Genomic DNA, 22,417 nt, shown 5'->3' on the forward strand with positions numbered 1-22,417 from the left:
AGATGCGGAAGGAGGGACGTCGGGGATGAGCACGAAGGACTTCGTCGAGAAGGACTACTACAAGGTCCTCGGCGTCCCGAAGGACGCCACCGACGCCGAGATCAAGAAGGCGTACCGCAAGCTGGCCCGGGAGAACCACCCGGACGCCAACACCGGTGACTCCGGCGCCGAGGCGCGCTTCAAGGAGATCTCCGAGGCCAACGACGTACTCGGCGACCCCAAGCGGCGCAAGGAGTACGACGAGGCGCGGGCGCTCTTCGGCAACGGCGGCTTCCGGCCCGGTCCCGGCGGGGGCGGCGGCAGCTTCAACTTCGACCTCGGCGACCTCTTCGGAGGTGCGCAGGGGCAGGGGAGCGCCGGCGGCTTCGGCGGTGGCCTCGGGGACGTCTTCGGCGGCCTGTTCAACCGCGGCGGCGGTGCGGGGGCCCGCACCCAGCCGCGGCGCGGGCAGGACATCGAGTCCGAGGTGACGCTCAGCTTCACCGAGGCGGTGGACGGGGCCACGGTCCCGCTGCGGATGTCCAGCAAGGAGCCGTGCAAGGCGTGCTCGGGCACCGGCGACAAGAACGGCACCCCGCGGGTCTGCCCGACCTGTGTGGGCACCGGTCAGGTCAGCCGGGGCGCGGGCGGCGGCTTCTCGCTCACCGATCCGTGCGCCGACTGCAAGGGCCGCGGCCTGATCGCGGAGAACCCCTGCGAGGTCTGCAAGGGCAGCGGCCGGGCCACCAGCGCCCGGACGATGCAGGTCCGCATCCCGGCGGGCGTCTCGGACGGGCAGCGCATCCGGCTGCGCGGCAAGGGCACGCCCGGCGAGCACGGCGGTCCGGCCGGTGACCTCTACGTCGTGGTGCACGTCCAGCCGCACCCCGTCTTCGGCCGCAAGGGCGACAACCTCACCGTCACGGTGCCCGTCACCTTCCCGGAGGCGGCGCTCGGCGGCGAGGTGCGGGTGCCGACGCTGGGCGGCCCGCCCGTCACGCTCAAGATCGCACCGGGCACCCCCAACGGCCGCACCATGCGGGCCCGGGGCAAGGGCTCGGTGCGCAAGGACGGCACCCGGGGTGACCTGCTGGTCACCGTCGAGGTGATCGTTCCCAAGGATCTCGGCGACAAGGCGAAGGAGTCGCTGGAGTCCTACCGCGAGGCGACCGCGGATCAGGATCCGCGGGCGGAGCTTTTCCAGGCCGCGAAGGGAGCATGAGATGGACAGCCGGGGTCACCGTCGGAATCCGTATGAACTGACCGAAGATTCACCGGTGTACGTCATCTCCGTCGCGGCCCAGCTCTCCGGCCTGCATCCGCAGACCCTGCGCCAGTACGACCGGCTCGGACTGGTCTCGCCCGACCGCACGGCCGGGCGGGGCCGCCGGTACTCCGCCCGGGACATCGAACTGCTCCGCACGGTGCAGCAGCTGTCCCAGGACGAGGGCATCAACCTCGCCGGTATCAAGCGCATCATCGAGCTGGAGAACCAGGTCGCGGCGCTCCAGCAGCGCGTCGCCGAACTCCAGGGCGCCCTGGAGGGCGCCGCCAGCGCGATGCAGCAGCGGGAGGCCGCGGTCCACGCGTCCTACCGCCGCGACCTGGTCCCGTACCAGGATGTGCAGCAGACCAGCGCGCTGGTGGTGTGGCGCCCCAAGCGGGGCGAGTGACCACCACCGAGGAGCGCCGAGGTGAGCGGAGAGGGCCGGGGCGACCTGGCCCTTTCGCATGTCCGGGACCGGACCGGGCCGGGCCGGGGCGCGCGGGGCTGTGGTGCGAGGCGCCGTTTCTGCTCGGCCGCTCGGCCCGTCGGTCCCGGCCGTGCGCCGGCTGCCCGGTCAGCCGGCCGTCCGGTGGCTGCCCGGCGCCCCGGTGGCCGTCCGTTCAGTGTCCGCTGTAGCCCGCCGTCGGCATCGAGAGGCGGCGGTGGACGTCCGAGGTCATCGCGAGGTCGTAGACCGGTTCGTCGAGGTCGGCGGTGGCCAGGCGGATGCCGGCGGTGGCGCAGCGGGCGGTGAACGCGTCGGCGTCGTCCACGGCGTGTTCCAGTGCGCGGCGGTGCGGCGTGACGAAGACATCGACCAGTCCGCGTTCCGCGTCGCGCCAGAGGGTGGGGTGCCCGGCGGGCAGCCGGTGCAGGCTCAGCCGGACGGTGAGGTCGTAGCCGCGGGCCGCCGCCCACCGTTCGCACATGGCGTGCTGGCCGCGGTCGTCGACGAGGAACGGCTCGTCGCCCAGTTCGGACAGCGGCATCAGAGCGGCGAGGGCGGTGGCGCGGACCGGGTTCATCGTGCCCTCCGGGCGGGGTCGGTGTGCGGGCGAGAATACCGGCGCACGGAGGCCGTCGTAACAGCCCGTCACCTGCCGGGTGCCCGGGGTCCGGGCCGGTCGGCGGCCCGTTCCGGACCGGTGGGCCTGCCGCGTTCCGGGTGGGCCGGGGGTGGCCGTGCTGCCTGGTCCCGTCGGCTCAGGCCCGGCCGAGTGCCCGGGTCACGGCGATCTCGATCACCACGCGCTCCGGGTTGGGGGTCGGCGTCCGGCCGTACCGCTCGGCGTACCGCCGCTCGGCGTCCGCGACCGCCGTCGCGCTGTCCCGGACCCGGGCGGTGCCTTCCAGCGTCGCCCAGCGCCGCCCCGCGAACTGGCAGACCGCGGCCCGTGCGCCATCGGTCCCGGCGGCCCGGACGTTCCGCGCCTTGGTGCTGCCGCCGCGCGTGATGATCCGCGCGATCCGCTGCTCCGCGTCGTACGTCACCCCGACCGGCACGACGTGCGGGGAGCCGTCGGCCCGCGGCGTGGTCAGCGTCGCAACGACGCGCTCGCTCCAGAAGGCGAGGTAGGCGGGGCTGAGGTCGGCGAGATCGTGGGCCATGGGGGAAGCGTAGCGAGGGGGTCGGGGGCGCCTGTTTCCCCGTAGGGCGGGAGGTGTCCGCAGGCGTCCCGACGGGCGGGCCGCTGCCCGTACGGCGGTGGGTTCCTGCTCGCGTACGGCGAGGGGCCGGGCCCCGTGCGGGCGGCCCGGCTCCTCGGGGTGCCTGCCTCAGAGGAAGTCGCCGGTCTCCAGAGTGAAGGAGAACGGCGCGGGCAGCGGCAGCGGTTTGCCGAAGGGGATCGAGTGGGACTCGCGGTAGTCGTCCCCCTCGGGGTCGCTGAACAGCGTGACCGTGGAGGTCTCGCGGTCGACGAGGAGGTAGAGGGGGAGGGCGGCGCGGGCGTAGCAGTGGCGTTTGGCGATGCGGTCCCGCTCGGCGTTGCTGCTGGTCACCTCCACCACCAGCGCGACGCCGTCGGGCGGCATCCACGGGGGAGCGCCCCGGAAGAGACGTAGGGCCCAGGGGGCCATCGTGGCGTCCGGGATGACTCGGTTCGTGAGGCCGGGATCGGCACCGGGAAGGACGAGACCCTTTCCGCCCGAGATCTGCATGCGGGTCGCGGACGCCGCTTTCACCTGGTCGTTGATGAGGTCCAGGTAGTCCTCGTGATCCCCGTCGGTCGGCGGTGACACAACAATTTGCCCCTCGATCAACTCGGCGCGGAACCCGCGGGGGGTTTCCATGCCGAGGAAGTCGTTCAGGAGGTTCTGTCGGTCGGTCGCCGTCGGCTCATATGCCATAGCTGTCATGCTGCACCTCCATTGCGGTCGAGGCCAGTGTCGGCGCCGGGCATGGGGTGCCATTGGCATATGCGGACGGTTCACCCGTAGGTGTGGCAAGGCGCGGGCCGGGGAACCCGGGCGCCGTGGCCGACGCGAGGGTCCCGTCCGGCCCGCCGCGGAGGCTTCGGCCGGGCCCGCCCTTTCCCGCGTTCTTGAGTCGATCCCGCTCAACTTCCGCCTTGAGTGAAGTATACTCAACTTACTGGACGCCAACCAGGGCATGTACCGGACGCGTCATACGCCCCGTACGCGCCCGCCGCCGGGCGGACCGGCAGTACAGGACGAGAACGCCGAGCACGAGGAGGACCCCGCGACCGTGGACGCCGAGCTGACCAACAAGAGCCGGGAGGCGCTGAGCGCCGCCAACGAGCGGGCGATCACCGCCGGGCACGCGGACATGACATCCGCCCATCTGCTGCTCGCGCTGCTGGCCGGACCCGCCGACAGCAACGCCAACATCATCGATCTGCTGGCCGCCGTCGGCGCGGACGCCGCGGTGCTGCGCGGCGGCGCCGAGCGGCGCCTGGCCGCGCTGCCCAGCGTGCAGGGCTCGACGGTCGCGCCGCCGCAGCCCGACCGTGAGCTGCTGGCCGTCCTCACCGACGCCGCCCGCCGCGCCAAGGAGCTGGGCGACGCCTACGTCTCCACCGAGCACCTGCTCATCGGCATCGCGGCCAAGGGTGGCGCCACCGGCACCCTCCTCGACGAACAGGGCGCGTCCGCGAAGAAGCTGCTCGCCGCGTTCGAGGCGTCCCGGGGGGACCGCCGGGTCACCAACGCCGACCCGGAGGGCACGTACAAGGCGCTGGAGAAGTTCGGTACGGACTTCACGGCGGCGGCGCGCGAGGGCAAGCTCGACCCGGTCATCGGGCGGGACCACGAGATCCGCCGGGTGGTGCAGGTCCTCTCCCGCCGGACGAAGAACAACCCGGTGCTGATCGGCGAGCCCGGCGTCGGCAAGACCGCCGTCGTCGAGGGGCTGGCCCAGCGCATCGTCAAGGGCGACGTCCCCGAGTCGCTGCGGAACAAGCGGCTGGTCGCACTGGACCTCGGCGCGATGGTCGCGGGCGCGAAGTACCGCGGTGAGTTCGAGGAGCGGCTGAAGACCGTCCTCGCGGAGATCAAGGCCAGCGACGGCCAGATCATCACCTTCATCGACGAACTGCACACCGTCGTCGGCGCGGGCGCCGGCGGCGACTCCGCGATGGACGCCGGCAACATGCTCAAGCCGATGCTGGCCCGCGGTGAGCTGCGGATGGTCGGCGCGACCACGCTCGACGAGTACCGCGAGCGGATCGAGAAGGACCCGGCGCTGGAGCGCCGCTTCCAGCAGGTGCTGGTCGCCGAGCCGACCGTCGAGGACACCGTCGCGATCCTGCGCGGGCTCAAGGGACGCTACGAGGCGCACCACAAGGTCGCCATCGCCGACTCCGCGCTGGTCGCCGCCGCCACCCTCTCCGACCGCTACATCACCTCCCGCTTCCTGCCGGACAAGGCCATCGACCTCGTGGACGAGGCCGCGTCCCGGCTGCGGATGGAGATCGACTCCTCGCCCGTCGAGATCGACGAGCTCCAGCGGTCCGTGGACCGGCTGAAGATGGAGGAGCTGGCGCTGCGGAACGAGACCGACGCCGGCTCCGTCGCCCGGCTGGCCAAGCTCCGCCGCGACCTCGCCGACAAGGAGGAGGAGCTGCGCGGACTGACCGCCCGCTGGGAGAAGGAGAAGCAGGGCCTCAACCGCGTCGGTGAGCTGAAGGAACGCCTCGACGACCTGCGCGGACAGGCCGAGCGGGCGCAGCGCGACGGCGACTTCGACACCGCCTCCAAGCTGCTCTACGGCGAGATCCCCGGCCTGGAGCAGGAGCTGGAGGCGGCCGCGGCGGCCGAGGCGGAGCAGGAGGCGTCCGCCGAGTCGATGGTGAAGGAGGAGGTCGGGCCGGACGACATCGCCGACGTCGTCGGGTCCTGGACCGGCATCCCCGCCGGCCGCCTCCTGGAGGGCGAGACGCAGAAGCTGCTGCGCATGGAGGACGAGCTGGGCAAGCGGCTCATCGGCCAGGGCGAGGCGGTGCGCGCCGTCTCCGACGCGGTGCGCCGCACCCGCGCCGGCATCGCCGACCCGGACCGGCCCACCGGCTCGTTCCTCTTCCTCGGCCCCACCGGCGTCGGCAAGACCGAGCTGGCGAAGGCGCTCGCCGACTTCCTCTTCGACGACGAGCGGGCCATGGTCCGCATCGACATGTCGGAGTACGGCGAGAAGCACTCCGTCGCCCGTCTCGTCGGCGCGCCTCCCGGCTACGTCGGCTACGAGGAGGGCGGTCAGCTGACCGAGGCGGTCCGCCGCCGCCCGTACTCCGTGGTGCTGCTGGACGAGGTGGAGAAGGCCCACCACGAGGTCTTCGACGTCCTGCTTCAGGTCCTCGACGACGGGCGGCTCACCGACGGCCAGGGCCGTACCGTCGATTTCCGGAACACCATCCTCATCCTCACCTCCAACCTCGGCTCGAACTTCCTGATGGACCCGCTGCTCAAGGAGGAGCAGAAGAAGGAGAAGGTGCTGGAGAGTGTCCGGGCGTCGTTCCGGCCGGAGTTCCTCAACCGCCTCGACGACCTCGTGGTCTTCCACCCGCTCGGCACCGACCAGCTCCAGCGGATCGCCCGCATCCAGATCGACCACCTGCAAAAGCGCCTCGCCGACCGCCGCCTCACCCTCGACGTCACCGACGCGGCCCTGACCTGGCTCGCCTGGCTCGGCCAGGAGCCGGTCGCGGACGCCCCGGCGCCGGACCTCTCGTACGGTGCCCGGCCGCTGCGCCGCCTGGTGCAGACCGCCATCGGCGATCAGCTGGCGCGCGCCATCCTCGCGGGCGACGTGCTGGACGGCGACACCGTCACCGTCGACGTCGACGGCGACCACCTCGCCGTGACGTCCGTCCCCGCCGCCCGGGACTGACGCGCCGTGCCCCGCCCCGCCGGGGGTTGCCAGGACGGGGCGGGCATGGTGGAGGATGACGCAGACCATACGAAGGGAATTCCACGGTGAGCATCGACCCGTCCTCGATTCCGAATTTCGGGGGCCAGCCCGAACCGCAGCCGACCGGGCCTGAGGGTCCCGTCGTGCCCGACCAGGATCTGGTCAAGCAGCTCCTCGACCAGATGGAGCTGAAGTACGTCGTCGACGAGGAAGGTGACCTCGCCGCCCCGTGGGAGCAGTTCCGCACGTACTTCATGTTCCGCGGCGAGGAGGAGCAGCAGATCTTCTCCGTCCGCACCTTCTACGACCGCCCGCACGGCCTGGAGGACAAGGCCAAGCTGCTGGAGGCGATCGACGACTGGAACCGCCGCACCCTGTGGCCCAAGGCGTACACCCACACCCACGACGACGGCACCGTCCGGCTGATCGGTGAGGCGTCGATGCTGGTCGGCACCGGTGTCGCGCTCGAACACTTCGTGTCGAGCACCGTCAGCTGGGTCCGCGCCTCCATCGAGTTCGACAAGTGGGTCATCGAGCAGCTCGGTCTGGAGTCCGAGATCGACGACTCCGGCGACGACAAGCCGGACGACGAGGGCTGACCCGCCCCCGACGCCTGCCGCGGGCCCCCGGAACGCCTCCGTTCCGGGGGCCCGCGGCATGTCCGGCAGGCGGTGAACACCCGCTTTTCCCCGCATATGGAAGCCGGTGCCCGTTCCGCAACGTACCGGCGCACCATGGCGGGAACCGGATCTCCAACTCGCCGGTAGGCCCCGGATACACTCCCCTGCCATGCGTGAACGGACAGTGGATACCAGGTGGCGAATACGGGCGCCGCGGCAGGACCGGAGCAGATCGGGCGGCGCCGACGGTGACCCGCACAGCCGTGATGTCCGCCGCTGATGGCGGCCCGCGGCAAAGCGACCGGTAACGGCGCGGCCCGCCACAAACAGGCGAGGGACCCCCGGGCCCACTGGCTCCTCCTCGCCCTGACCCTGCCCGTCCTCTTCGGGGCCCTGCTCTTCCAGGGCTGGACCGAGAACGAGGTGGACGGCTCCAAGACCAAACAGGACTGCACCCGCCCGGTGCCCGCCGCCGCGGCGGACGCCGGCCCCGTCCTCACCGTCAACGGCGACACGGCGCGCTCCACCTCGATGCCCGCCGGCACCGTCGCCCTCACCTACGACGGCGGCCCGGACCCGTACTGGACGCCGAAACTGCTCGACCTGCTGAAGAAGCACCACGCGCACGCCACCTTCTTCCTCGAAGGGGCGGACGCCGCGCAGTACCCCGACCTCGTCCGGCGGATCCGGGCCGAGGGCCACGAGATCGGCTCCCACTCCTACACCGGCGCCGACCTCGGCAACGCCTCCGGGGTGCGCCGCGCCCTGGAGTTCCGGCTCACCCAGGGCGCGTTCGCCGGGGCGGCCGGATTCCGCACGACACTGCTGCGGATGCCGATGACCACCACGGTCGCCACCCTGTGCGGTCGCGAATGGCAGGCGGCGCAGCGCGCCTCCGCCCACGGCTACACACTGGTCGCGGCGGACCGCTCCAGCCGCAAGCCCGCCCAGGGGCTGGTGCGGCAGTTCAGCCTGACCTCGCTCGCCTACCGCGAGACCCAGCAGCTGCTCGCCGACCCGGGCGCCCGCCGCTTCACCACCGTCTCGGCGGGCACCGGCGCCACCGAACCCGCCATGACCGAGGTGGCCGCCCCGCAGCGCTGGCTGGGCACCGCGCTGATCTGGTTCCAGCAGCTGGGCCGCGGCTCCGTCTCCGCCCTGACCTGGGTGCTGACGATCGCCGCCGCCCTCGGCCTGTTCCGGCTGGTGACGCTGGTGCTCTTCGCCCGCGCACACGTCAGACGGCTGGAGCGGGAACGGCCCGGCGCGCCCCGGCTGCGGCAGATCACCGACCCGGTGACCGTCCTCGTCCCGGCGTACAACGAGGAGGCGGGCATCGGCACCACCCTCCGCTCCCTCCTCGCCTCCACCCACGAGCGGCTCCAGATCCTCGTCATCGACGACGGCTCCACCGACCGCACCGTGGAGATCGCGGAGGGGTACGCGGAGCGCGACCCGCGGGTGCGGGTGCTCTGCCAGCCCAACTCCGGCAAGGCCGCCGCCCTCAACCACGGGCTGGCGTACACCCGCTCCCCGTACGTGGTGATGGTCGACGCGGACACCGTCTTCGAGGCGGACGCGATCGAGCGGCTGATCCAGCCGCTGGCCCATCCGGCGGTCGGCGCGGTGAGCGGCAACACCAAGGTCGGCAACCGCACCCGCCTCCTGGGCCGCTGGCAGCACCTGGAGTACGTCTTCGGGTTCAACCTCGACCGCCGGATGTTCGAGGTCCTGGAGTGCATGCCGACGGTGCCCGGCGCCATCGGCGCGTTCCGGATCGACGCGCTCATGGGCGTCGGCGGTCTGAGCGAGGACACCCTCGCCGAGGACACCGACCTGACCATGGCGCTGTGGCGGGCCGGCTGGCGGGTGGTCTACGAGGAGAACGCCATCGCCTGGACCGAGGTGCCGACCACGCTGCGGCAGCTGTGGCGCCAGCGCTACCGCTGGTGCTACGGCACCCTCCAGGCGATGTGGAAGCACCGCCGCGCCCTCCGGGAGGTCGGCCACGCCGGCCGCTTCGGACGCCGCGGGCTGTCGTATCTCCTGCTCTTCCAGGTTCTGCTGCCGTTGCTCGCGCCCGTCATCGACGTCTTCATGCTCTACAGCGTGCTGTTCACGGACAGCCCGGTGAAGTCGGTCGTGACGTGGTTCGGGTTCCTGGCGGTGCAGATCGCCGTGGCGGCGTACGCGCTGCGGCTGGACGGGGAGTCCCGGCGTCCGCTGTGGGCCCTCCCCTTCCAACTGCTGGTCTACCGGCAGCTGATGTACCTCGTGGTCCTCCAGTCGGTGGTCGCCTTCGTGACCGGCAGCCGGCTGAAGTGGCAGCGCATGCACCGCTCCGGTACGGCCGCCGCGGCGGCCCAGCACATCGGCGGCCCCCACGACCGCCGCAGTCTGACCGTTACGAGGTGACGACCCTGTATCCCCCCACATCCCCCACATCCCCCACATCCCCTACGGACCCACCACCCCCCGCCGACCCCCACCTGCCTCCCGCCGGATACGACCGGTGGCCTGCGACCCCCCACTTCGCAGGGCACCAGGAGTACGTCCGGGAGTACGGCCAGGAGTACGGCCGGGAGTACGGACCGGGCCCCGCCGGAACGTACGGCCCGGGGTACGCCCCCGCCGCCGACCCCCTGTCCGCCGCGTTCCCGACCGGAACCGGGTACTTCGCGCAGCCCGCGGCGCCCCACCGCCCCGGCACCTGCGCCCGCGAACCGCTGACGGCGTACGCACCCGCCCCTGCCGGCCCCGCCACCGGCACCCGGCCACCGCACGGCCCGGACCTCGTCGGGTACGCGCCCGAGCCCCCGGCGCCGTACGCCCCGGACCCCGTCGGATACGCCCCCGACCCGCCGGCGCCGTACGCCCCGGAGTATCCGGCGCCCGCCACGGGTGAGGTGGTGCCGTACGGCCCGGAGCCCGGCGGGTACGTGCCCGAGCCCCTGGCGCCGCACGACGCCGGGGCCGCCGGGGTGCCCGAGCCGCATCCGCTGGACCCGGCGGACGCGGAGGCGGTGCTGCCGGACGCGCCGCCGGTCGGGCTGCCCCGGCGCGGGCGCCGCCCGTCCCGGCGCCGCCGGACCCGGGTGGGGCGCGCCGTCCGGGCCTGCTGCGCCCTGCTCGTCCTGGTGCTGGGCGGCAGCGCCGGGGCGTACGCCTGGGCCGACTCCCGGCTGGACGACCGGCTCGACCTGTCCGCACTGCCCGGCCGGCCCGCGCCCGGCAAGGGCACCAACTATCTGATCGTCGGCTCCGACAGCCGCGCCGGGCTCACCGCACGGCAGGCCGAGGAGATGCACACCGGCTCCGGCATCGACGCGGAGGGCCGCCGCACCGACTCGATGATGGTGCTGCACACCGGCGCCCACGGCACCACGATCACCAGCCTGCCGCGCGACTCCTGGGTGGTGATCCCCGCCTACGTCGACCCGCGCACCGGCATCCACCACCGGGCCGCCCGCAACAAGCTCAACGCGGCGTTCTCGCTGGGCGGGCCCGAACTCCTCGTCCGCACCATCGAGTCCAACACCGGCCTCCGGGTCGATCACTACACCGAGATCGGCTTCGCCGGGTTCGTCAACATCGTGGACGCGGTCGGCGGGGTGCGGATGTGCGTGGACCGCCACGTGGTCGACGAGAAGTCCGGGCTCGACCTCACCCGCGGCTGCCACACCCTCTCCGGCCGCCAGGCCCTGGCCTTCGTACGCCAGCGCCACCAGGAGAAACAGGGCGACCTCGGGCGCTCCCGCAACCAGCGGAAGTTCCTGGCCGCCCTCGCCGCGAAGGCGGCCTCCCGGGACGTCCTGCTCAACCCGTCCGCCCTCATCGGCACCGCCGGTGCGGGCCTCGGCACCCTGATCGTGGACTCGTCCACCGGGCTGCCCCGGCTGACCCGCCTCTTCGAGGCGCTGCACGACGCGTCCTCGGGCCGCGGCAAGCAGCTCAACGTGCCCATCTCCGGCTTCGGCGTGGGCACGAGGAAGGGCAGCGTCGTCGTCTGGGACAAGGCGAAGTCCCGCCGCCTCTTCGCCGAACTGCGCGCGGACCGCCCGGTCACGGTCACCGGCTGAACCGCACCCTGACGGGGCGCGCCCGCGCGCCCCGTCAGGCGGTCAGCCCCTTGAGCCGGACCACGGCCTCTTCGAGCACCTCGGTCTTCTTGCAGAACGCGAACCGGATGAAGGGCGCGCCCTGGTCCCGGTGGTCGTAGAAGACCGCGTTGGGGATGGCGACGACACCGGCGCGCTCGGGCAGCGCCCGGCAGAAGGCGTGGCCGTCGGTGTGGCCCAGCGGCCGGACGTCGGCGGTGACGAAGTACGTGCCCTGCGGCGGGTAGACCGCGAACCCGGCCGCGCGCAGTCCGTCGGCGAGCAGATCGCGCTTGGCGCGCAGGTCCTCCAGGAGCCCGGTGTAGTAGCTGTCGGGCAGCGCCAGCGCCTCGGCCAGCGCGTGCTGGAACGGCCCGGCGGAGGAGAAGGTGAGGAACTGCTTCGCGGCGCGGACCGCGGCCACCAGCTCCGGGGCGGCGGTGACCCAGCCGACCTTCCAGCCGGTGAACGAGAACGTCTTGCCCGCCGAGCTGATCGTCACCGTCCGCTCCCGCATCCCCGGGAACGACGCGATCGGCACGTGCGCACCCTCGAAGACCAGATGCTCGTAGACCTCGTCGGTGACGACCAGCAGATCCCGCTCACAGGCGAGCCGGGCGATCTCGGCCAGCTCCTCGCGCGAGAGCACCGTCCCGGTGGGGTTGTGCGGGGAGTTGAGCATGATGAGCCGGGTGCGGTCGGTGACCGCGTCCCGCAGCTCGTCCAGATCGAGCGCGTACGTCCCGGACTCCGGCCGCGGGCGCAGCGTCACCGGCACCCGCCGGCCACCGGCCAGCGCGACGCACGCGGCGTACGAGTCGTAGTACGGCTCCAGGGCGATGACCTCGTCGCCGGGCTCCACCAGCGCGAGCAGCGCGGCGGCGATCGCCTCGGTGGCCCCGGTGGTGACCAGGACCTCGGTGTCGGGGTCGTGGCTCAGGCCGAGGTGGCCGTAGAAGCGCTCCTGGTGGGCGGCGATCGCGGTGCGCAGCTCGGGGACGCCGGGGGCGGGCGGGTACTGGTTGCCGCGGCCGTCGCGCAGCGCGCGCACCGCGGCCTCGCGGACCTCCTCCGGGCCGTCGGTGTCGGGGAAGCCCTGGCCGAGGTTGATCGCGCCGGTCCGCGTGGCGAGCGCGGACATCTCGGCGAAGATCGTCGTACCGAATTCGGCCAGGCGGCGGTTGAGCAGCGGTCGGTCCATGTGCGCCATCCTCCGCCGAACCTCTGGTCTTCCTCAACTGCGCTTTGAGCCACCGGAGGCCAGGGCATCAGCCCCGGCACGGAGGGATCACCGGTGCGCGGCGACGCGCCCGCGGGGCTCCCGCTCGGGGGAACGGAAAAGGGGTGCGGGCGGATGGGTGTGGCGCTTTTCCTGCTGATCGTGGTGGCGGTGGTCGGCATCGTGTCCGCCGCGTCCCGCGGCTCCGGCCGGGGCCGGAGCCGGTCGGGCAGCTGGTGGGTCGCGGGCGGTGACTCCGGCTCCGGCCACCTCGGCGGACATCACGGGCACCACGGCTGCGGCGGTGGCGGGCACCACGGCTGCGGGGGCGGTTCCTCCTGCGGCGGCGGTGGCGGTTCGTCCTGTGGTGGCGGCTCGTCCTGAGGCGGCTCCCGGGGCGGGGCGCTCCGCCCGGGGCGCGGAGCCGTCGCACGGGGCACCGGCGTGCGCTGGGGTGTGTCGCGGGGAGCGCCGGGCGGCCCGGGGGCCGCGGTATCGCCGGTGTCACGCCCGTCCGCCCGCCGGGCGGCGTCCGTCCCGCGGGCCCGCGTACGCGCCGTGGCCACCGTCTTCGTCCCGGCCCGCCGCGCGAACGCGGCGCCCGCCTCGTCGTGGCGGCCCGTTCATCGGCACAAGACCCCTTGTGTGCTTGGCGGTTGAACAAATGATCTGATGGGCCCTCTGAGGGATGGAAACCCGGTGAAGACGGGAAATTCCGCTGTGGGGGCCGGGCATTCGTGGTTCCCTCTTCAGTGAGAATCCCCCAGTTCTCATACCGCGTGGGCGCGAGCCGGCAGACAGATTCCCTGACGTTTTCCGGGGCGGGCCGGCCCACCCATCCACTGCGTGCTTGCGGAGCCGACCCATGCTCACGACCCTGACAACGGCCTATACCGATACCCGTGCATCAGATCTTGCCTGGGCGCTCGGCAGGGAACCCCTGCCCGCCCTGGCCGTTCTCGATCTCCAACTGAACGACTCCCAGGTGCAGTTGAGGCTTCTGGGGGCCTCCCACCAGGTGCTGCTGGAGGAGGAGCGCGGTACGTGCTCCGAGACCGTCGCCTGCATGCCGGGCAGCAGCACCCCCCTCCCGCTCGGCGTGGCCAAGCGCCTGGGTGACTGGGAGTACGAATTCGCCGCCCATGTCGAGACGCTGTCGCGCGGCTCGTTCGCCGGGCGCGCACAGGAGCTGCTCGCGCTGGTCTCCGAGCACCCGCACGGTCTGGCCGGGACGTTCCCCGGCTCACCGCACGCCTTCACCGCGATGCTCGCCCAGCGTCGCCACGGCGAGGTGTGCTGGCGTACCTGGCACTCCTACCCCCAGGAGGGGCGCCTGGTCACCACCCGTACGAGAGTGGGCGTGCGGATCCCCGCACCGGTGTGAGCCGGAGCCCGCCGGATGCGGCGGGGGCGGGGGCGGGGTGTGTCCGGCGGACGGGGGGCGCGGCGGGGGAAGTGCGGGGCCCGCGCACGGCGGCGGGCGGGCGCCCCCTGTGCACCACAATCATCCAACTCCCGTGTGTAGCAGGCTTACTGCACTCTTGTGGGTGACGAATGCGCACGGAACCGTCACGTAGCGTTCATTTCATGATCGATCCGCAGGAGCCCGTCCCAATCACCCCCTTCGGGCCGCCGGAGGTCCTGCGCCCGGCGCGGCTGCCGGTACGGTCCGGGCCCGGCCGGCTGCTCGTCCTCGCCGCGGTCTTCGTCTGCGCCGCCTGCGGCCTGGTCTACGAACTCGAACTGGTCGCCCTGGCCTCCTACTTGACCGGCGACTCGGTCACCCAGTCGTCCGTCGTGCTGTCGGTGATGGTCTTCGCGATGGGGATCGGGGCGCTGCTCGCGAAGCGGCTGCGCTGCCGGGCGGCGGTCGGCTTCGGCGCGATCGAGGCGGGGCTCGCACTGGTCGGCGGCTGTTCGGCGATGGCGCTGTACGCCTGCTTCGCGTGGTGCGGCCAGTCCCGCCCCGCGCTCGTCGGCTTCTCGTTGGTCATCGGGGTACTCATCGGTGCCGAGGTGCCGCTGCTGATGACGCTGATCCAGCGGGTGCGGCAGCAGGACGCGGGCGGCGCGGTCGCCGATCTCTTCGCCGCCGACTACGTGGGCGCCCTCGTCGGCGGGCTGGCGTTCCCCTTCCTGCTGCTGCCGGTGCTCGGCCAGCTCACCGGGGCGCTCGTCACCGGCTCGGTCAACGCGGTCGCGGGCGGCGCGCTGGTGCTGTGGCTCTTCCGCCGTGATCTGACCCGGCGCGCCCGCCGCCGGCTGCTGGCCGTCAACGCGCTGGTGCTGGCGCTGCTCGCGGTGGCCGTCCTGCTGGTCGCGCCGTTCGAGCGCGCCGCCCGGCACGCGGTGTACGGCTCGGCCGCCCGGGTCGTGGTGCAGACCGGCGTCCAGGAGGTCGTGATGACCGGCGGCGTGGGGGAGCCGGGCGGTGCGGGACACGGGAGGAAAGGTTCCGGCGGACCGCTCGCGCTCTATCTGGACGGCCGGCTGGAGGTCCGCGCGGACAACGAATTCCGCTACCACCGGGCCCTGGTGGACCCCGCGCTCGCCGGCGGACCGCACGGCCGCGTCGTGGTCCTCGGCGGCGGCGACGGGCTGGCCGTCCGCGAGGTGCTGCGCCACCGCGCGGTCCGCTCGGTCACCGTCGTCGAACTCGACCCCGGGATGACCCGCCTGGCGCGCACCGACCCCGGACTCGCCGCGCTCAACCATCACGCCCTGGACGACCCGCGCGTCCACCTCGTCACCGCCGACGCCTTCGACTGGCTGCGCACGGCGAGCACCCGCTGCGGACGCCGGTGCCGCGGCCCGTACGACGTCATCGTCTCCGACCTGCCGGACCCCCGGGCGACCGCCGGGACGAAGCTCTACTCCCAGGAGTTCTACGGTCTGGTGGCGCGGCTGCTGGCGCCGGACGGGCGGTTCGCGGTGCACGCCGGGCCGCCGGGGGTCCGGCCCCGGGTGTTCTGGACGGTCGAGGCGACGCTGCGGGCGGCGGGGCTGGCGACGATGCCGTACCGCTGCCCCGGGCCGGACGGCGCGCCCCCGGGCCCCGGGCCGGACGGCTCCGGGGACTGGGGCTTCATCCTGGCCGGGCACCGCGCGCGGGAGGCGGCGGCGCCCGCGCCCCGGCTCCCGGCCGGGCTCCGCGCCACCCTGCGCGCCGGGGCGCGGGCGCTGACCCGCGCCCGCATCGACGGGCTGCCGCCGTCGACGCTGATGCATCCGCGCTACGGCTGACGGCGGCGCGGCGAGCGGCCGGGCGACCACGCCGGAACGGGCCCCGGGGCCGCCGGACGGTCCGGACCACATCACCGCGGACACCCGTTGACGGCTCCCCGCGGTGCGGGCAAAGGAATTAGGCTCCCAGCCATGGAGCACGAGATGTACGTTCCGTTCCCCGTCCCGGCGGTCCGGCGGGCGCTCGGCGAGGCGCCGCGGGTCGCGCGCTGCGTGCCCGGCGCCCAGCTCGACGCCGAGGCCGACCCGGACCGCCCCGAGGGCCGGCTGCGGCTGCGCGTCGGCGGCTCCACCATCACCTACCGGGGCACGCTGACGGTCGCGTCCCCGGGCCGGGCGGGCGCGGACGCCACGGTCGAGGCGCGCGGCACGGAGGCGCGCGGCGCCGGGACCGTCGCCGTCACCCTGTCCGTCCGGCTGGCGCCCGCCGAGTCCGGTACGGCGCTCTCCTGCTCCGGCACGGTGCGCAGCGAGGGGCGGCTCGCCGAGGCCGGTACCCAGCAGGCGCTGACCGCCGGCCGCCGCCTCCTCGACCGCTTCGCCGACCATCTCGCCGCCGATCTGGCCCGCCACCCGGTGACGGACACCGGTGCGGCGGACGCGCCCGACGACGCCGTACCGCCCGCCCCCGCCTCCGGGCCGGAGGCCGAGGGCCCCGGGGTCTCCGGGGACGAGGGCTCCGCGACCGGCGCACCCGGCCCGTCCGACGGCGACCGCCCGCACGGCGGCATCTTCGACGCCGAGGTCCCGCCGTCCTCGCTCGCCCGGGAGGCGGACTCCGGGCCGGACGCGGACGACGAGGCGTTCCCCGACGGCCCCGACGGCGTCGTCGACGGGGAGAACTACGACGGGCAGACGTACGACGGGCAGCACTTCGACGGCGACGACGAGGACGCGGTGCCCGCCGAGGCGGCGCACGCACGGCGCACGATGATCGGCCGCAGCGCCGAGGAGGTCGACCACGCCCCGCCACGCGGCCGGTACGCGCCGGTGCCCGCGCCGGAGACCCGTACCGCCTCCGCGGCGCTGCGCTGGGCGGCGCCGGCCGCCGCCGTGGCGCTGGCGGGCGCGGTCGTCGTCGGCCGGGCGCTGCGCCGCCGCCGCTGACCCCGGGGCCGGCCCCGGGCGACGGCCGTTCCGCGGCGGACGCGGCGGCATCGCCTAGGGTCGGGCGGTGTGAGTACGGACAACACCTCCCAGGCGCGGCGGAACGCCGTACGGCTGACCGCGGGCGACGCCGAGGTCGACATCGAGCCGGACAACGGCTGCCGCCTCTCCGGTCTGCGCACCGGTGGCATCGAACTGCTGCGGCAGGGCGCGAAGTACGGCTGTTTCCCGATGGTCCCGTGGTGCGGGCGGATCGACCACGGGGAGTTCCGCAACGGCGCCGAGCTGCACCGGATGCCGGTCAACTCCCCGCCGCACGCCATCCACGGCACCGGCCGTGACCTGCGCTGGCGCACCGTCCGCCGAAGCGAGCGGGCCGCCACCTTCACCTACGACCTCACCGACCCGGCCGCCCCCTGGCCCTACCCCGGCACCGTCACGCAGCTCGTGGAGCTGGCGGAGGACGGCCGGTCGCTCACCCTGACGCTGGGGGTGGAGGCGACGGCCGACTCGTTCCCCGCGCAGGCGGGCTGGCACCCGTGGTTCGTCCGGCGGCTCGACGACGGCGGCGCGCCCGTGGAGCTGTCCTTCGACGCGGCGTGGCAGGAGGAGCGGGGCGAGGACCACCTGCCGACCGGCCGCCGGATCGATCCGCGGCCCGGCCCCTGGGACGACTGCTTCGGTATGCCGCAGGGCGTCGCCGCGACCGTGACCTGGCCCGGACGTCTGGAGCTGACCGTCACCAGCCGCGCCGAGTGGGTCGTGGTCTACGACGAGCAGGAGGCGGCGGTCTGCGTCGAGCCGCAGTCCGGCCCGCCCAACGGCCTCAACACCCTGCCGCGGCTGGTCACCCCGATCGATCCGCTGGAGGTCTCCACCACGTTCAGCTGGCGCCCGCTCGCCTGACCGGCGCGAATCCCCTGGTACCGGCCCAATTAAGCTCGTGCCCATGACCGAGGACGTACGCGGCGCGCTGCTGCAGCAGATCAAGGACAAGGCCGTGGTGCACGGCAAGGTGACGCTCTCCTCCGGCAAGGAGGCCGATTACTACATCGACCTCCGCCGGATCACCCTGGACGGCGCGGCATCGCCGCTGGTCGGGCAGGTGATGCTGGACCTGACCGCGGAGCTGGAGTACGACGCGGTCGGCGGTCTGACGCTGGGCGCCGACCCCGTCGCCGCCTCGATGCTGCACGCCGCCGCCGCGCGCGGCCGCCGCCTGGACGCGTTCGTCGTCCGCAAGGCGCAGAAGACCCACGGCATGCAGCGCCGGATCGAGGGCCCGGACATCAAGGGCCGCCGGGTGCTCGTGGTCGAGGACACCTCGACCACCGGCGGTTCGCCGCTGACCGCGGTGGAGGCGGCGCGTGAGGCGGGCGCCGAGGTCGTCGCGGTCGCCACGATCGTCGACCGGGGTGCCGCCGACGCCATCGCCGGGGCCGGTCTGCCGTACCTCACCGGCTACCGCCTCGGTGACCTCGGACTGGCCTGATAATCCAGGGCCGCCCGGCCCGCCGCGCGTGGCCGGGACCCGGCAGGTGGCGTCGGCTCTCCCGTACGCCACCGCGCTGACCAGTGCTTTTGCTTCGGGGGTCGGCTGTTTCACGTGAAACAGCCGGCCTTCGGCGTGTCCGGTCCGGCGGGCGCCGCGGAGCGATCCGGGGCGTCTGGGAAGATGAGGGCGGCGCGGTCGTCGCCCCCAGGTCAGGGCCTAAACGCATACCCGTACTTCACAAGGAGCGGACAGATGCCCATCGCAACTCCCGAGATCTACAACGAGATGCTCGACCGGGCGAAGGCGGGCAAGTTCGCCTACCCCGCCATCAACGTGACCTCGACGCAGACGCTGCACGCGGCGCTGCGCGGCTTCGCCGAAGCGGAGAGCGACGGCATCATCCAGATCTCCACCGGTGGTGCGGAGTTCCTGGGCGGCCAGTACAGCAAGGACATGGTCACCGGCGCGGTGGCGCTCGCCGAGTTCGCGCACGTCGTGGCCGGGAAGTACGGCGTCAACGTCGCGCTCCACACCGACCACTGCCCCAAGGACAAGCTGGACGGCTATGTCCGCCCGCTGATCGACATCTCCGCGGAGCGGGTCGCCAAGGGTCAGAACCCGCTGTTCCAGTCCCACATGTGGGACGGCTCGGCCGAGACGCTCGCCGACAACCTCGCCATCGGCCAGGAGCTGCTGGCCAAGGCCGCCGCCGCCAAGATCATCCTTGAGGTCGAGATCACCCCGACCGGCGGCGAGGAGGACGGCGTCAGCCACGAGATCAACGACGAGCTGTACACCACCGTCGACGACGCGCTGCGTACCGCCGAGGCGCTGGGCCTGGGCGAGAAGGGCCGCTACCTGCTGGCCGCCTCCTTCGGCAACGTCCACGGTGTCTACAAGCCGGGCAACGTCGTGCTCCGCCCGGAGCTGCTCAAGGACCTCCAGGAGGGCGTCAGCGCCAAGTACGGCAAGCCGGCCGGTTCGCAGCCGTTCGACTTCGTCTTCCACGGCGGCTCCGGCTCCACCGAGGAGGAGATCACCACCGCGCTGGAGAACGGCGTCGTCAAGATGAACCTCGACACCGACACCCAGTACGCGTTCAGCCGCCCGATCGCGGACCACATGTTCCGCAACTACGACGGCGTCCTGAAGGTCGACGGCGAGGTCGGCAACAAGAAGGTCTACGACCCCCGCAGCTGGGGCAAGCTCGCCGAGGCCGGTATGGCGAAGCGGGTCACCGAGGCGTGCGCCAACCTGCGCTCCACGGGCACCACGCTCCAGAAGTGAGCTGACACCGCTCCTGCGAGGGCCCCGCACCCGGGTGGTGCGGGGCCCTCGTGCGTGCGCCCGGCGGGAATCCGCGGCCGGGGTGGGCATGCTCGCGGTATGACGATGCCGAGTCCGTCCGGGGGCGTCCGCCTGGCCTCACCGCAGGGCCGTTGGGTGCTGCTGACCGCTGTCCTGGGATCGGGCATGGCGATGCTCGACAGCACGGTGGTGAACGTCGCGCTGCCCCACATCGGCGACGATCTCCACGCCGACCTGGGCGTTCTCCAGTGGACGATCACCGCGTACATGCTCACGCTCGCCTCGCTGATCCTGCTGGGCGGGGCGCTGGGGGACCGCTACGGGCGGCGTCGGGTGTTTCTCGCCGGGGTGGTGTGGTTCGCGGTGGCGTCGCTGCTGTGCGGGCTGGCGCCGACGTCGGGGGTGCTGATCGCCGCGCGGGCGCTCCAGGGCGTCGGCGGGGCGCTGCTCACGCCGGGTTCGCTGGCGCTGATCCAGACGGTGTTCCGGCCGGACGACCGGGCGCGGGCGGTCGGCGCCTGGTCCGGGCTCGGCGGGGTGGCCACGGCGATCGGCCCGTTCGTCGGCGGCTGGCTGGTGGACGGCGCGGGCTGGCGCTGGGTCTTCTTCCTCAACGTGCCGCTGGCCGCGGTCTGCGTCCCCGTCGCGCTCCGGTACGTACCGGAGACCCGGGAGCGGGCGGCGGCGCGCGCCGGGTTCGACGTGGCGGGCGCGGTGTTGGGGGCGCTGGCGCTCGCCGGGGTGACGTACGCGCTGATCGCGGCGCCGGGGCGGGGGCTGTCGGCGGGGGTGGTGGTGCCGGGCGTCGTGGGGGTGGCGCTGGGCGTGGCGTTCGTCGTGGTGGAGCGGCGGCGGGCGGCGCCGATGCTGCCGCCGGAGCTGTTCGCGATCCGGCAGTTCAGCGCGGTCAACGCGGTGACGGTGTGCGTCTACGCGGCGTTCGGCGGGTTCTTCTTCCTGGCGGTGGTGCAGCTCCAGGTGGTGGCCGGGTACTCGGCGCTGGCGGCGGGCACGGCGCTGTTGCCGACGACGGCGTTGATGCTGCTGCTCTCCGCCCGCTCGGGCGAGCTGGGACAGCGCATCGGGCCGCGTATCCCGCTGACCGTGGGCCCGCTGCTGTGCGCGGTGGGGATGCTGCTGATGACGCGGGTGGGCGCCGGGGCGTCGTACGTGGTGGACGTGCTTCCGGCGCTGGTGGTGCTGGGCGCTGGGATGGTGACGCTGGTCGCGCCGCTGACCGCGACGGTGCTGGCCTCGGTCGACGTGGACCGCGCCGGACTGGCCAGCGGGATCAACAACGCGGCGGCGCGGGCGGCGGGCCTGGTGGCCGTCGCGGCGCTGCCGCTGCTGGCCGGGATGGGCCCGCAGGCGTACCGCTCGGCCGACGCGTTCGAGGCGGCGTTCCGCCGGGCGATGCCGTGGTGCGCCGGGGTGCTGCTGGTCGGCGCGGTGATCGCGTGCGTGGCGGTACGGACGGTGCCGGCGGAGCCGGAGCCCGTCGCGGCGCCGGAAGCGGTCGGGGCGGCGGAGACGGCGACCCCCGGGACGGGCGGAGGAGCGGCGGTGGCGGCCGGTCCCGGGGCCGGCCACGGGGCGCCGTGCCACCCGGAGTGCACGTACCACTGCGGGGTGGGGGCGCCGCCGCTCGACCCGGGGGACGCGGCGGTGGAGCCGGTGGCGGGTGCGGGAATGCCGCCGGGCCCCGGCGGCTCGCCCGGCCCCGGCGCGGAGGCGTCCGGCCCGCCGGAGCCGCCGGGCCGGTCGGACCCGGAGCGAACGGGGCCGGAGGGCGGCGGGGCGGCGTAGGGCACCGGGCGTCCGGCGGTCCGGGCGGCACCCGGCCGGACCGGCGGCACCCGCATGCCCCGTCCGGACCGGCCGCGAGCCCCGGCCCGGTTCCTCCGCCGGTGGCCCGGCAGCCGGCCGGGGAGCGTGGCCGGGGCGGGGACGGCCGTCCCCGGGCGCGGCGGGGCAACCGCCCGGACACGCCCCGGGGCCGCGCTCCCCGGCGCCCCGTACCGCCCCTTTCCGGTCACAGCTCCGTCCCCTCTCCGTCCCGCTCTCCGGGCCCTGGCCGGGCCGCCGCCGCGACCAGGCAGACTTGGGGCATGGCCATTCACGAGAACCTTCTGGGGGGACCGCCCCCCACCCATCTGCCCGACGACCCGGGCCCGCGCGAGCTGCTCGCCGCCGGTACGGCTCCCGCCGATGTCGCCGCGAAGTACCCGACCTCCTCGCTGGCCTGGGCGCAGCTCGCCGACGACGCGTTCCAGGGCGGCCGGACCGTCGAGTCGTACGCGTACGCCCGGACCGGCTACCACCGGGGGCTCGACGCGCTGCGGCGGGCGGGCTGGAAGGGCCACGGTCCGGTGCCGTTCGAGCACGAGCCGAACCGCGGCTTCCTGCGGGCGCTGCACGCGCTGGCCCGCGCCGCCCGCGCGATCGGCGAGGACGCGGAGTACGAGCGCTGCACCACCTTCCTGCGTGACTCCTCGCCCACCGCGGCGGACACCCTCTCCTGACCCCACCCGGGGCCGGCCGTGCGGACGGCCGGCCTCCGGGCGGCCCGCGCCGTCGCGCGCCGCCCGTCCGGTCGGCTCTTGCGCCACCCGCGACCAGCACCGATGATGCGAGTGGGGCGGCCGAACCGTCCCGAGGGGACCGGGGCTCCCGAGCCGATCAGGAAGGGGCGGACCGCTACCCGGAGTTCGCAGCCT

General features: G+C 73.8%; 19 protein-coding genes. 15 read left to right on the forward strand and 4 right to left on the reverse strand.

Annotation, left to right across the window (positions count from 1 at the left end; genetic code table 11):
• Nucleotides 1–25 precede the first annotated feature (25 nt).
• Together dnaJ and ACZ4M8_RS27865 are read left to right on the forward strand one after the other, a co-directional pair.
• The gene (gene dnaJ, locus ACZ4M8_RS27860) at nucleotides 26–1,201 is read left to right on the forward strand and encodes a molecular chaperone DnaJ (RefSeq protein WP_467612140.1); all 1,176 of its coding nucleotides are present in this window, start codon (nucleotides 26–28) and stop codon (nucleotides 1,199–1,201) included.
• A 1-nt stretch (nucleotide 1,202) separates the two neighbouring features.
• Nucleotides 1,203–1,652, forward strand: a complete 450-nt coding sequence (locus ACZ4M8_RS27865; protein WP_399088774.1) for a heat shock protein transcriptional repressor HspR — start codon at nucleotides 1,203–1,205, stop codon at nucleotides 1,650–1,652.
• A 214-nt stretch (nucleotides 1,653–1,866) separates the two neighbouring features.
• On the opposite strand, the gene ACZ4M8_RS27870 is transcribed toward ACZ4M8_RS27865, so the two are convergent.
• The 3 genes from ACZ4M8_RS27870 to ACZ4M8_RS27880 all read right to left on the reverse strand — a co-directional run bounded on the left by ACZ4M8_RS27870 (nucleotide 1,867) and on the right by ACZ4M8_RS27880 (nucleotide 3,604).
• A complete protein-coding gene (locus ACZ4M8_RS27870) occupies nucleotides 1,867–2,271 on the reverse strand; it encodes a hypothetical protein (protein ID WP_467612143.1) in 405 nt (134 codons plus the stop codon).
• Nucleotides 2,272–2,449: 178 nt separating this feature from the next.
• On the reverse strand, nucleotides 2,450–2,854 hold the full coding sequence (locus tag ACZ4M8_RS27875; protein ID WP_467612146.1) for a TIGR03618 family F420-dependent PPOX class oxidoreductase: 405 nt from the start codon (nucleotides 2,852–2,854) through the stop codon (nucleotides 2,450–2,452).
• Nucleotides 2,855–3,022: 168 nt separating this feature from the next.
• Complete coding sequence (locus tag ACZ4M8_RS27880; protein WP_467612149.1) at nucleotides 3,023–3,604, reverse strand: Uma2 family endonuclease; 582 nt, start codon at nucleotides 3,602–3,604, stop codon at nucleotides 3,023–3,025.
• 349 nt (nucleotides 3,605–3,953) lie between these two features.
• Between ACZ4M8_RS27880 and clpB the strand changes: the two genes are divergently transcribed.
• The 4 genes from clpB to ACZ4M8_RS27900 all read left to right on the forward strand — a co-directional run bounded on the left by clpB (nucleotide 3,954) and on the right by ACZ4M8_RS27900 (nucleotide 11,310).
• On the forward strand, nucleotides 3,954–6,590 hold the full coding sequence (clpB, locus tag ACZ4M8_RS27885) for an ATP-dependent chaperone ClpB (RefSeq protein WP_467612152.1): 2,637 nt from the start codon (nucleotides 3,954–3,956) through the stop codon (nucleotides 6,588–6,590).
• An 86-nt stretch (nucleotides 6,591–6,676) separates the two neighbouring features.
• Nucleotides 6,677–7,210 (forward strand): YbjN domain-containing protein, encoded by a 534-nt coding sequence (locus ACZ4M8_RS27890; RefSeq protein ID WP_467612155.1) that lies wholly within the window; start codon nucleotides 6,677–6,679, stop codon nucleotides 7,208–7,210.
• A 300-nt stretch (nucleotides 7,211–7,510) separates the two neighbouring features.
• A complete protein-coding gene (locus ACZ4M8_RS27895) occupies nucleotides 7,511–9,646 on the forward strand; it encodes a bifunctional polysaccharide deacetylase/glycosyltransferase family 2 protein (RefSeq protein WP_467612158.1) in 2,136 nt (711 codons plus the stop codon).
• Entirely contained in the window at nucleotides 9,643–11,310 is a 1,668-nt protein-coding gene (locus ACZ4M8_RS27900) for an LCP family protein (RefSeq protein WP_467612162.1), read from the forward strand. The genes ACZ4M8_RS27895 and ACZ4M8_RS27900 overlap by 4 nt, the downstream gene beginning before the upstream one ends.
• A gap of 34 nt (nucleotides 11,311–11,344) precedes the next feature.
• Here the strand turns inward: ACZ4M8_RS27900 and ACZ4M8_RS27905 are convergent, their stop codons facing one another.
• Nucleotides 11,345–12,529 carry a pyridoxal phosphate-dependent aminotransferase gene (locus ACZ4M8_RS27905; protein ID WP_467612165.1) on the reverse strand — a complete coding sequence of 395 codons (1,185 nt, stop codon included), beginning with the start codon at nucleotides 12,527–12,529 and terminating at the stop codon, nucleotides 11,345–11,347.
• A gap of 153 nt (nucleotides 12,530–12,682) precedes the next feature.
• Here ACZ4M8_RS27905 and ACZ4M8_RS27910 point away from each other — a divergent pair, with 153 nt between their 5' ends.
• The 9 genes from ACZ4M8_RS27910 (at nucleotide 12,683) to ACZ4M8_RS27950 (ending at nucleotide 22,222) form a co-directional block, all read left to right on the forward strand.
• A complete protein-coding gene (locus tag ACZ4M8_RS27910; protein WP_467612168.1) occupies nucleotides 12,683–12,931 on the forward strand; it encodes a hypothetical protein in 249 nt (82 codons plus the stop codon).
• 481 nt (nucleotides 12,932–13,412) lie between these two features.
• Nucleotides 13,413–13,931 carry a DUF2617 family protein gene (locus tag ACZ4M8_RS27915; protein ID WP_467612171.1) on the forward strand — a complete coding sequence of 173 codons (519 nt, stop codon included), beginning with the start codon at nucleotides 13,413–13,415 and terminating at the stop codon, nucleotides 13,929–13,931.
• Nucleotides 13,932–14,134: 203 nt separating this feature from the next.
• On the forward strand, nucleotides 14,135–15,790 hold the full coding sequence (locus tag ACZ4M8_RS27920; protein WP_467612174.1) for a polyamine aminopropyltransferase: 1,656 nt from the start codon (nucleotides 14,135–14,137) through the stop codon (nucleotides 15,788–15,790).
• A gap of 132 nt (nucleotides 15,791–15,922) precedes the next feature.
• Entirely contained in the window at nucleotides 15,923–16,897 is a 975-nt protein-coding gene (locus ACZ4M8_RS27925) for an SRPBCC domain-containing protein (RefSeq protein ID WP_467612177.1), read from the forward strand.
• Between the two features lie 69 nt (nucleotides 16,898–16,966).
• The gene (locus ACZ4M8_RS27930) at nucleotides 16,967–17,803 is read left to right on the forward strand and encodes an aldose epimerase family protein (RefSeq protein ID WP_467612180.1); all 837 of its coding nucleotides are present in this window, start codon (nucleotides 16,967–16,969) and stop codon (nucleotides 17,801–17,803) included.
• Between the two features lie 43 nt (nucleotides 17,804–17,846).
• Nucleotides 17,847–18,389, forward strand: coding sequence for an orotate phosphoribosyltransferase (pyrE, locus tag ACZ4M8_RS27935; protein WP_399088798.1), 543 nt, complete (start codon nucleotides 17,847–17,849; stop codon nucleotides 18,387–18,389).
• Nucleotides 18,390–18,644: 255 nt separating this feature from the next.
• Nucleotides 18,645–19,679 (forward strand): class II fructose-bisphosphate aldolase, encoded by a 1,035-nt coding sequence (fbaA, locus tag ACZ4M8_RS27940; RefSeq protein ID WP_467612184.1) that lies wholly within the window; start codon nucleotides 18,645–18,647, stop codon nucleotides 19,677–19,679.
• Between the two features lie 99 nt (nucleotides 19,680–19,778).
• Nucleotides 19,779–21,506 carry an MFS transporter gene (locus ACZ4M8_RS27945; protein ID WP_467612187.1) on the forward strand — a complete coding sequence of 576 codons (1,728 nt, stop codon included), beginning with the start codon at nucleotides 19,779–19,781 and terminating at the stop codon, nucleotides 21,504–21,506.
• Between the two features lie 302 nt (nucleotides 21,507–21,808).
• Nucleotides 21,809–22,222: a DUF3151 domain-containing protein gene (locus ACZ4M8_RS27950; protein ID WP_467612190.1), complete on the forward strand. Its 414-nt coding sequence runs from the start codon at nucleotides 21,809–21,811 to the stop codon at nucleotides 22,220–22,222.
• Nucleotides 22,223–22,417: the final 195 nt, after the last annotated feature.

This window comes from Streptomyces sp. NPDC027185 (assembly GCF_055567035.1).

Bases quoted from the DNA above. Each gene is read 5' to 3' on its own strand.
- ACZ4M8_RS27915 (WP_467612171.1), top strand. From the start codon at position 13,413: ATGCTCACGACCCTGACAACGGCCTATACCGATACCCGTGCATCAGAT.
- pyrE (WP_399088798.1), top strand. From the start codon at position 17,847: ATGACCGAGGACGTACGCGGCGCGCTGCTGCAGCAGATCAAGGACAAG.
- ACZ4M8_RS27895 (WP_467612158.1), top strand. From the start codon at position 7,511: ATGGCGGCCCGCGGCAAAGCGACCGGTAACGGCGCGGCCCGCCACAAA.
- ACZ4M8_RS27875 (WP_467612146.1), bottom strand. From the start codon at position 2,854: ATGGCCCACGATCTCGCCGACCTCAGCCCCGCCTACCTCGCCTTCTGG.
- ACZ4M8_RS27945 (WP_467612187.1), top strand. From the start codon at position 19,779: ATGACGATGCCGAGTCCGTCCGGGGGCGTCCGCCTGGCCTCACCGCAG.
- ACZ4M8_RS27880 (WP_467612149.1), bottom strand. From the start codon at position 3,604: ATGACAGCTATGGCATATGAGCCGACGGCGACCGACCGACAGAACCTC.
- ACZ4M8_RS27950 (WP_467612190.1), top strand. From the start codon at position 21,809: ATGGCCATTCACGAGAACCTTCTGGGGGGACCGCCCCCCACCCATCTG.
- ACZ4M8_RS27870 (WP_467612143.1), bottom strand. From the start codon at position 2,271: ATGAACCCGGTCCGCGCCACCGCCCTCGCCGCTCTGATGCCGCTGTCC.
- fbaA (WP_467612184.1), top strand. From the start codon at position 18,645: ATGCCCATCGCAACTCCCGAGATCTACAACGAGATGCTCGACCGGGCG.
- ACZ4M8_RS27920 (WP_467612174.1), top strand. From the start codon at position 14,135: ATGATCGATCCGCAGGAGCCCGTCCCAATCACCCCCTTCGGGCCGCCG.
- ACZ4M8_RS27865 (WP_399088774.1), top strand. From the start codon at position 1,203: ATGGACAGCCGGGGTCACCGTCGGAATCCGTATGAACTGACCGAAGAT.
- ACZ4M8_RS27910 (WP_467612168.1), top strand. From the start codon at position 12,683: ATGGGTGTGGCGCTTTTCCTGCTGATCGTGGTGGCGGTGGTCGGCATC.
- dnaJ (WP_467612140.1), top strand. From the start codon at position 26: ATGAGCACGAAGGACTTCGTCGAGAAGGACTACTACAAGGTCCTCGGC.
- ACZ4M8_RS27925 (WP_467612177.1), top strand. From the start codon at position 15,923: ATGGAGCACGAGATGTACGTTCCGTTCCCCGTCCCGGCGGTCCGGCGG.
- ACZ4M8_RS27905 (WP_467612165.1), bottom strand. From the start codon at position 12,529: ATGGACCGACCGCTGCTCAACCGCCGCCTGGCCGAATTCGGTACGACG.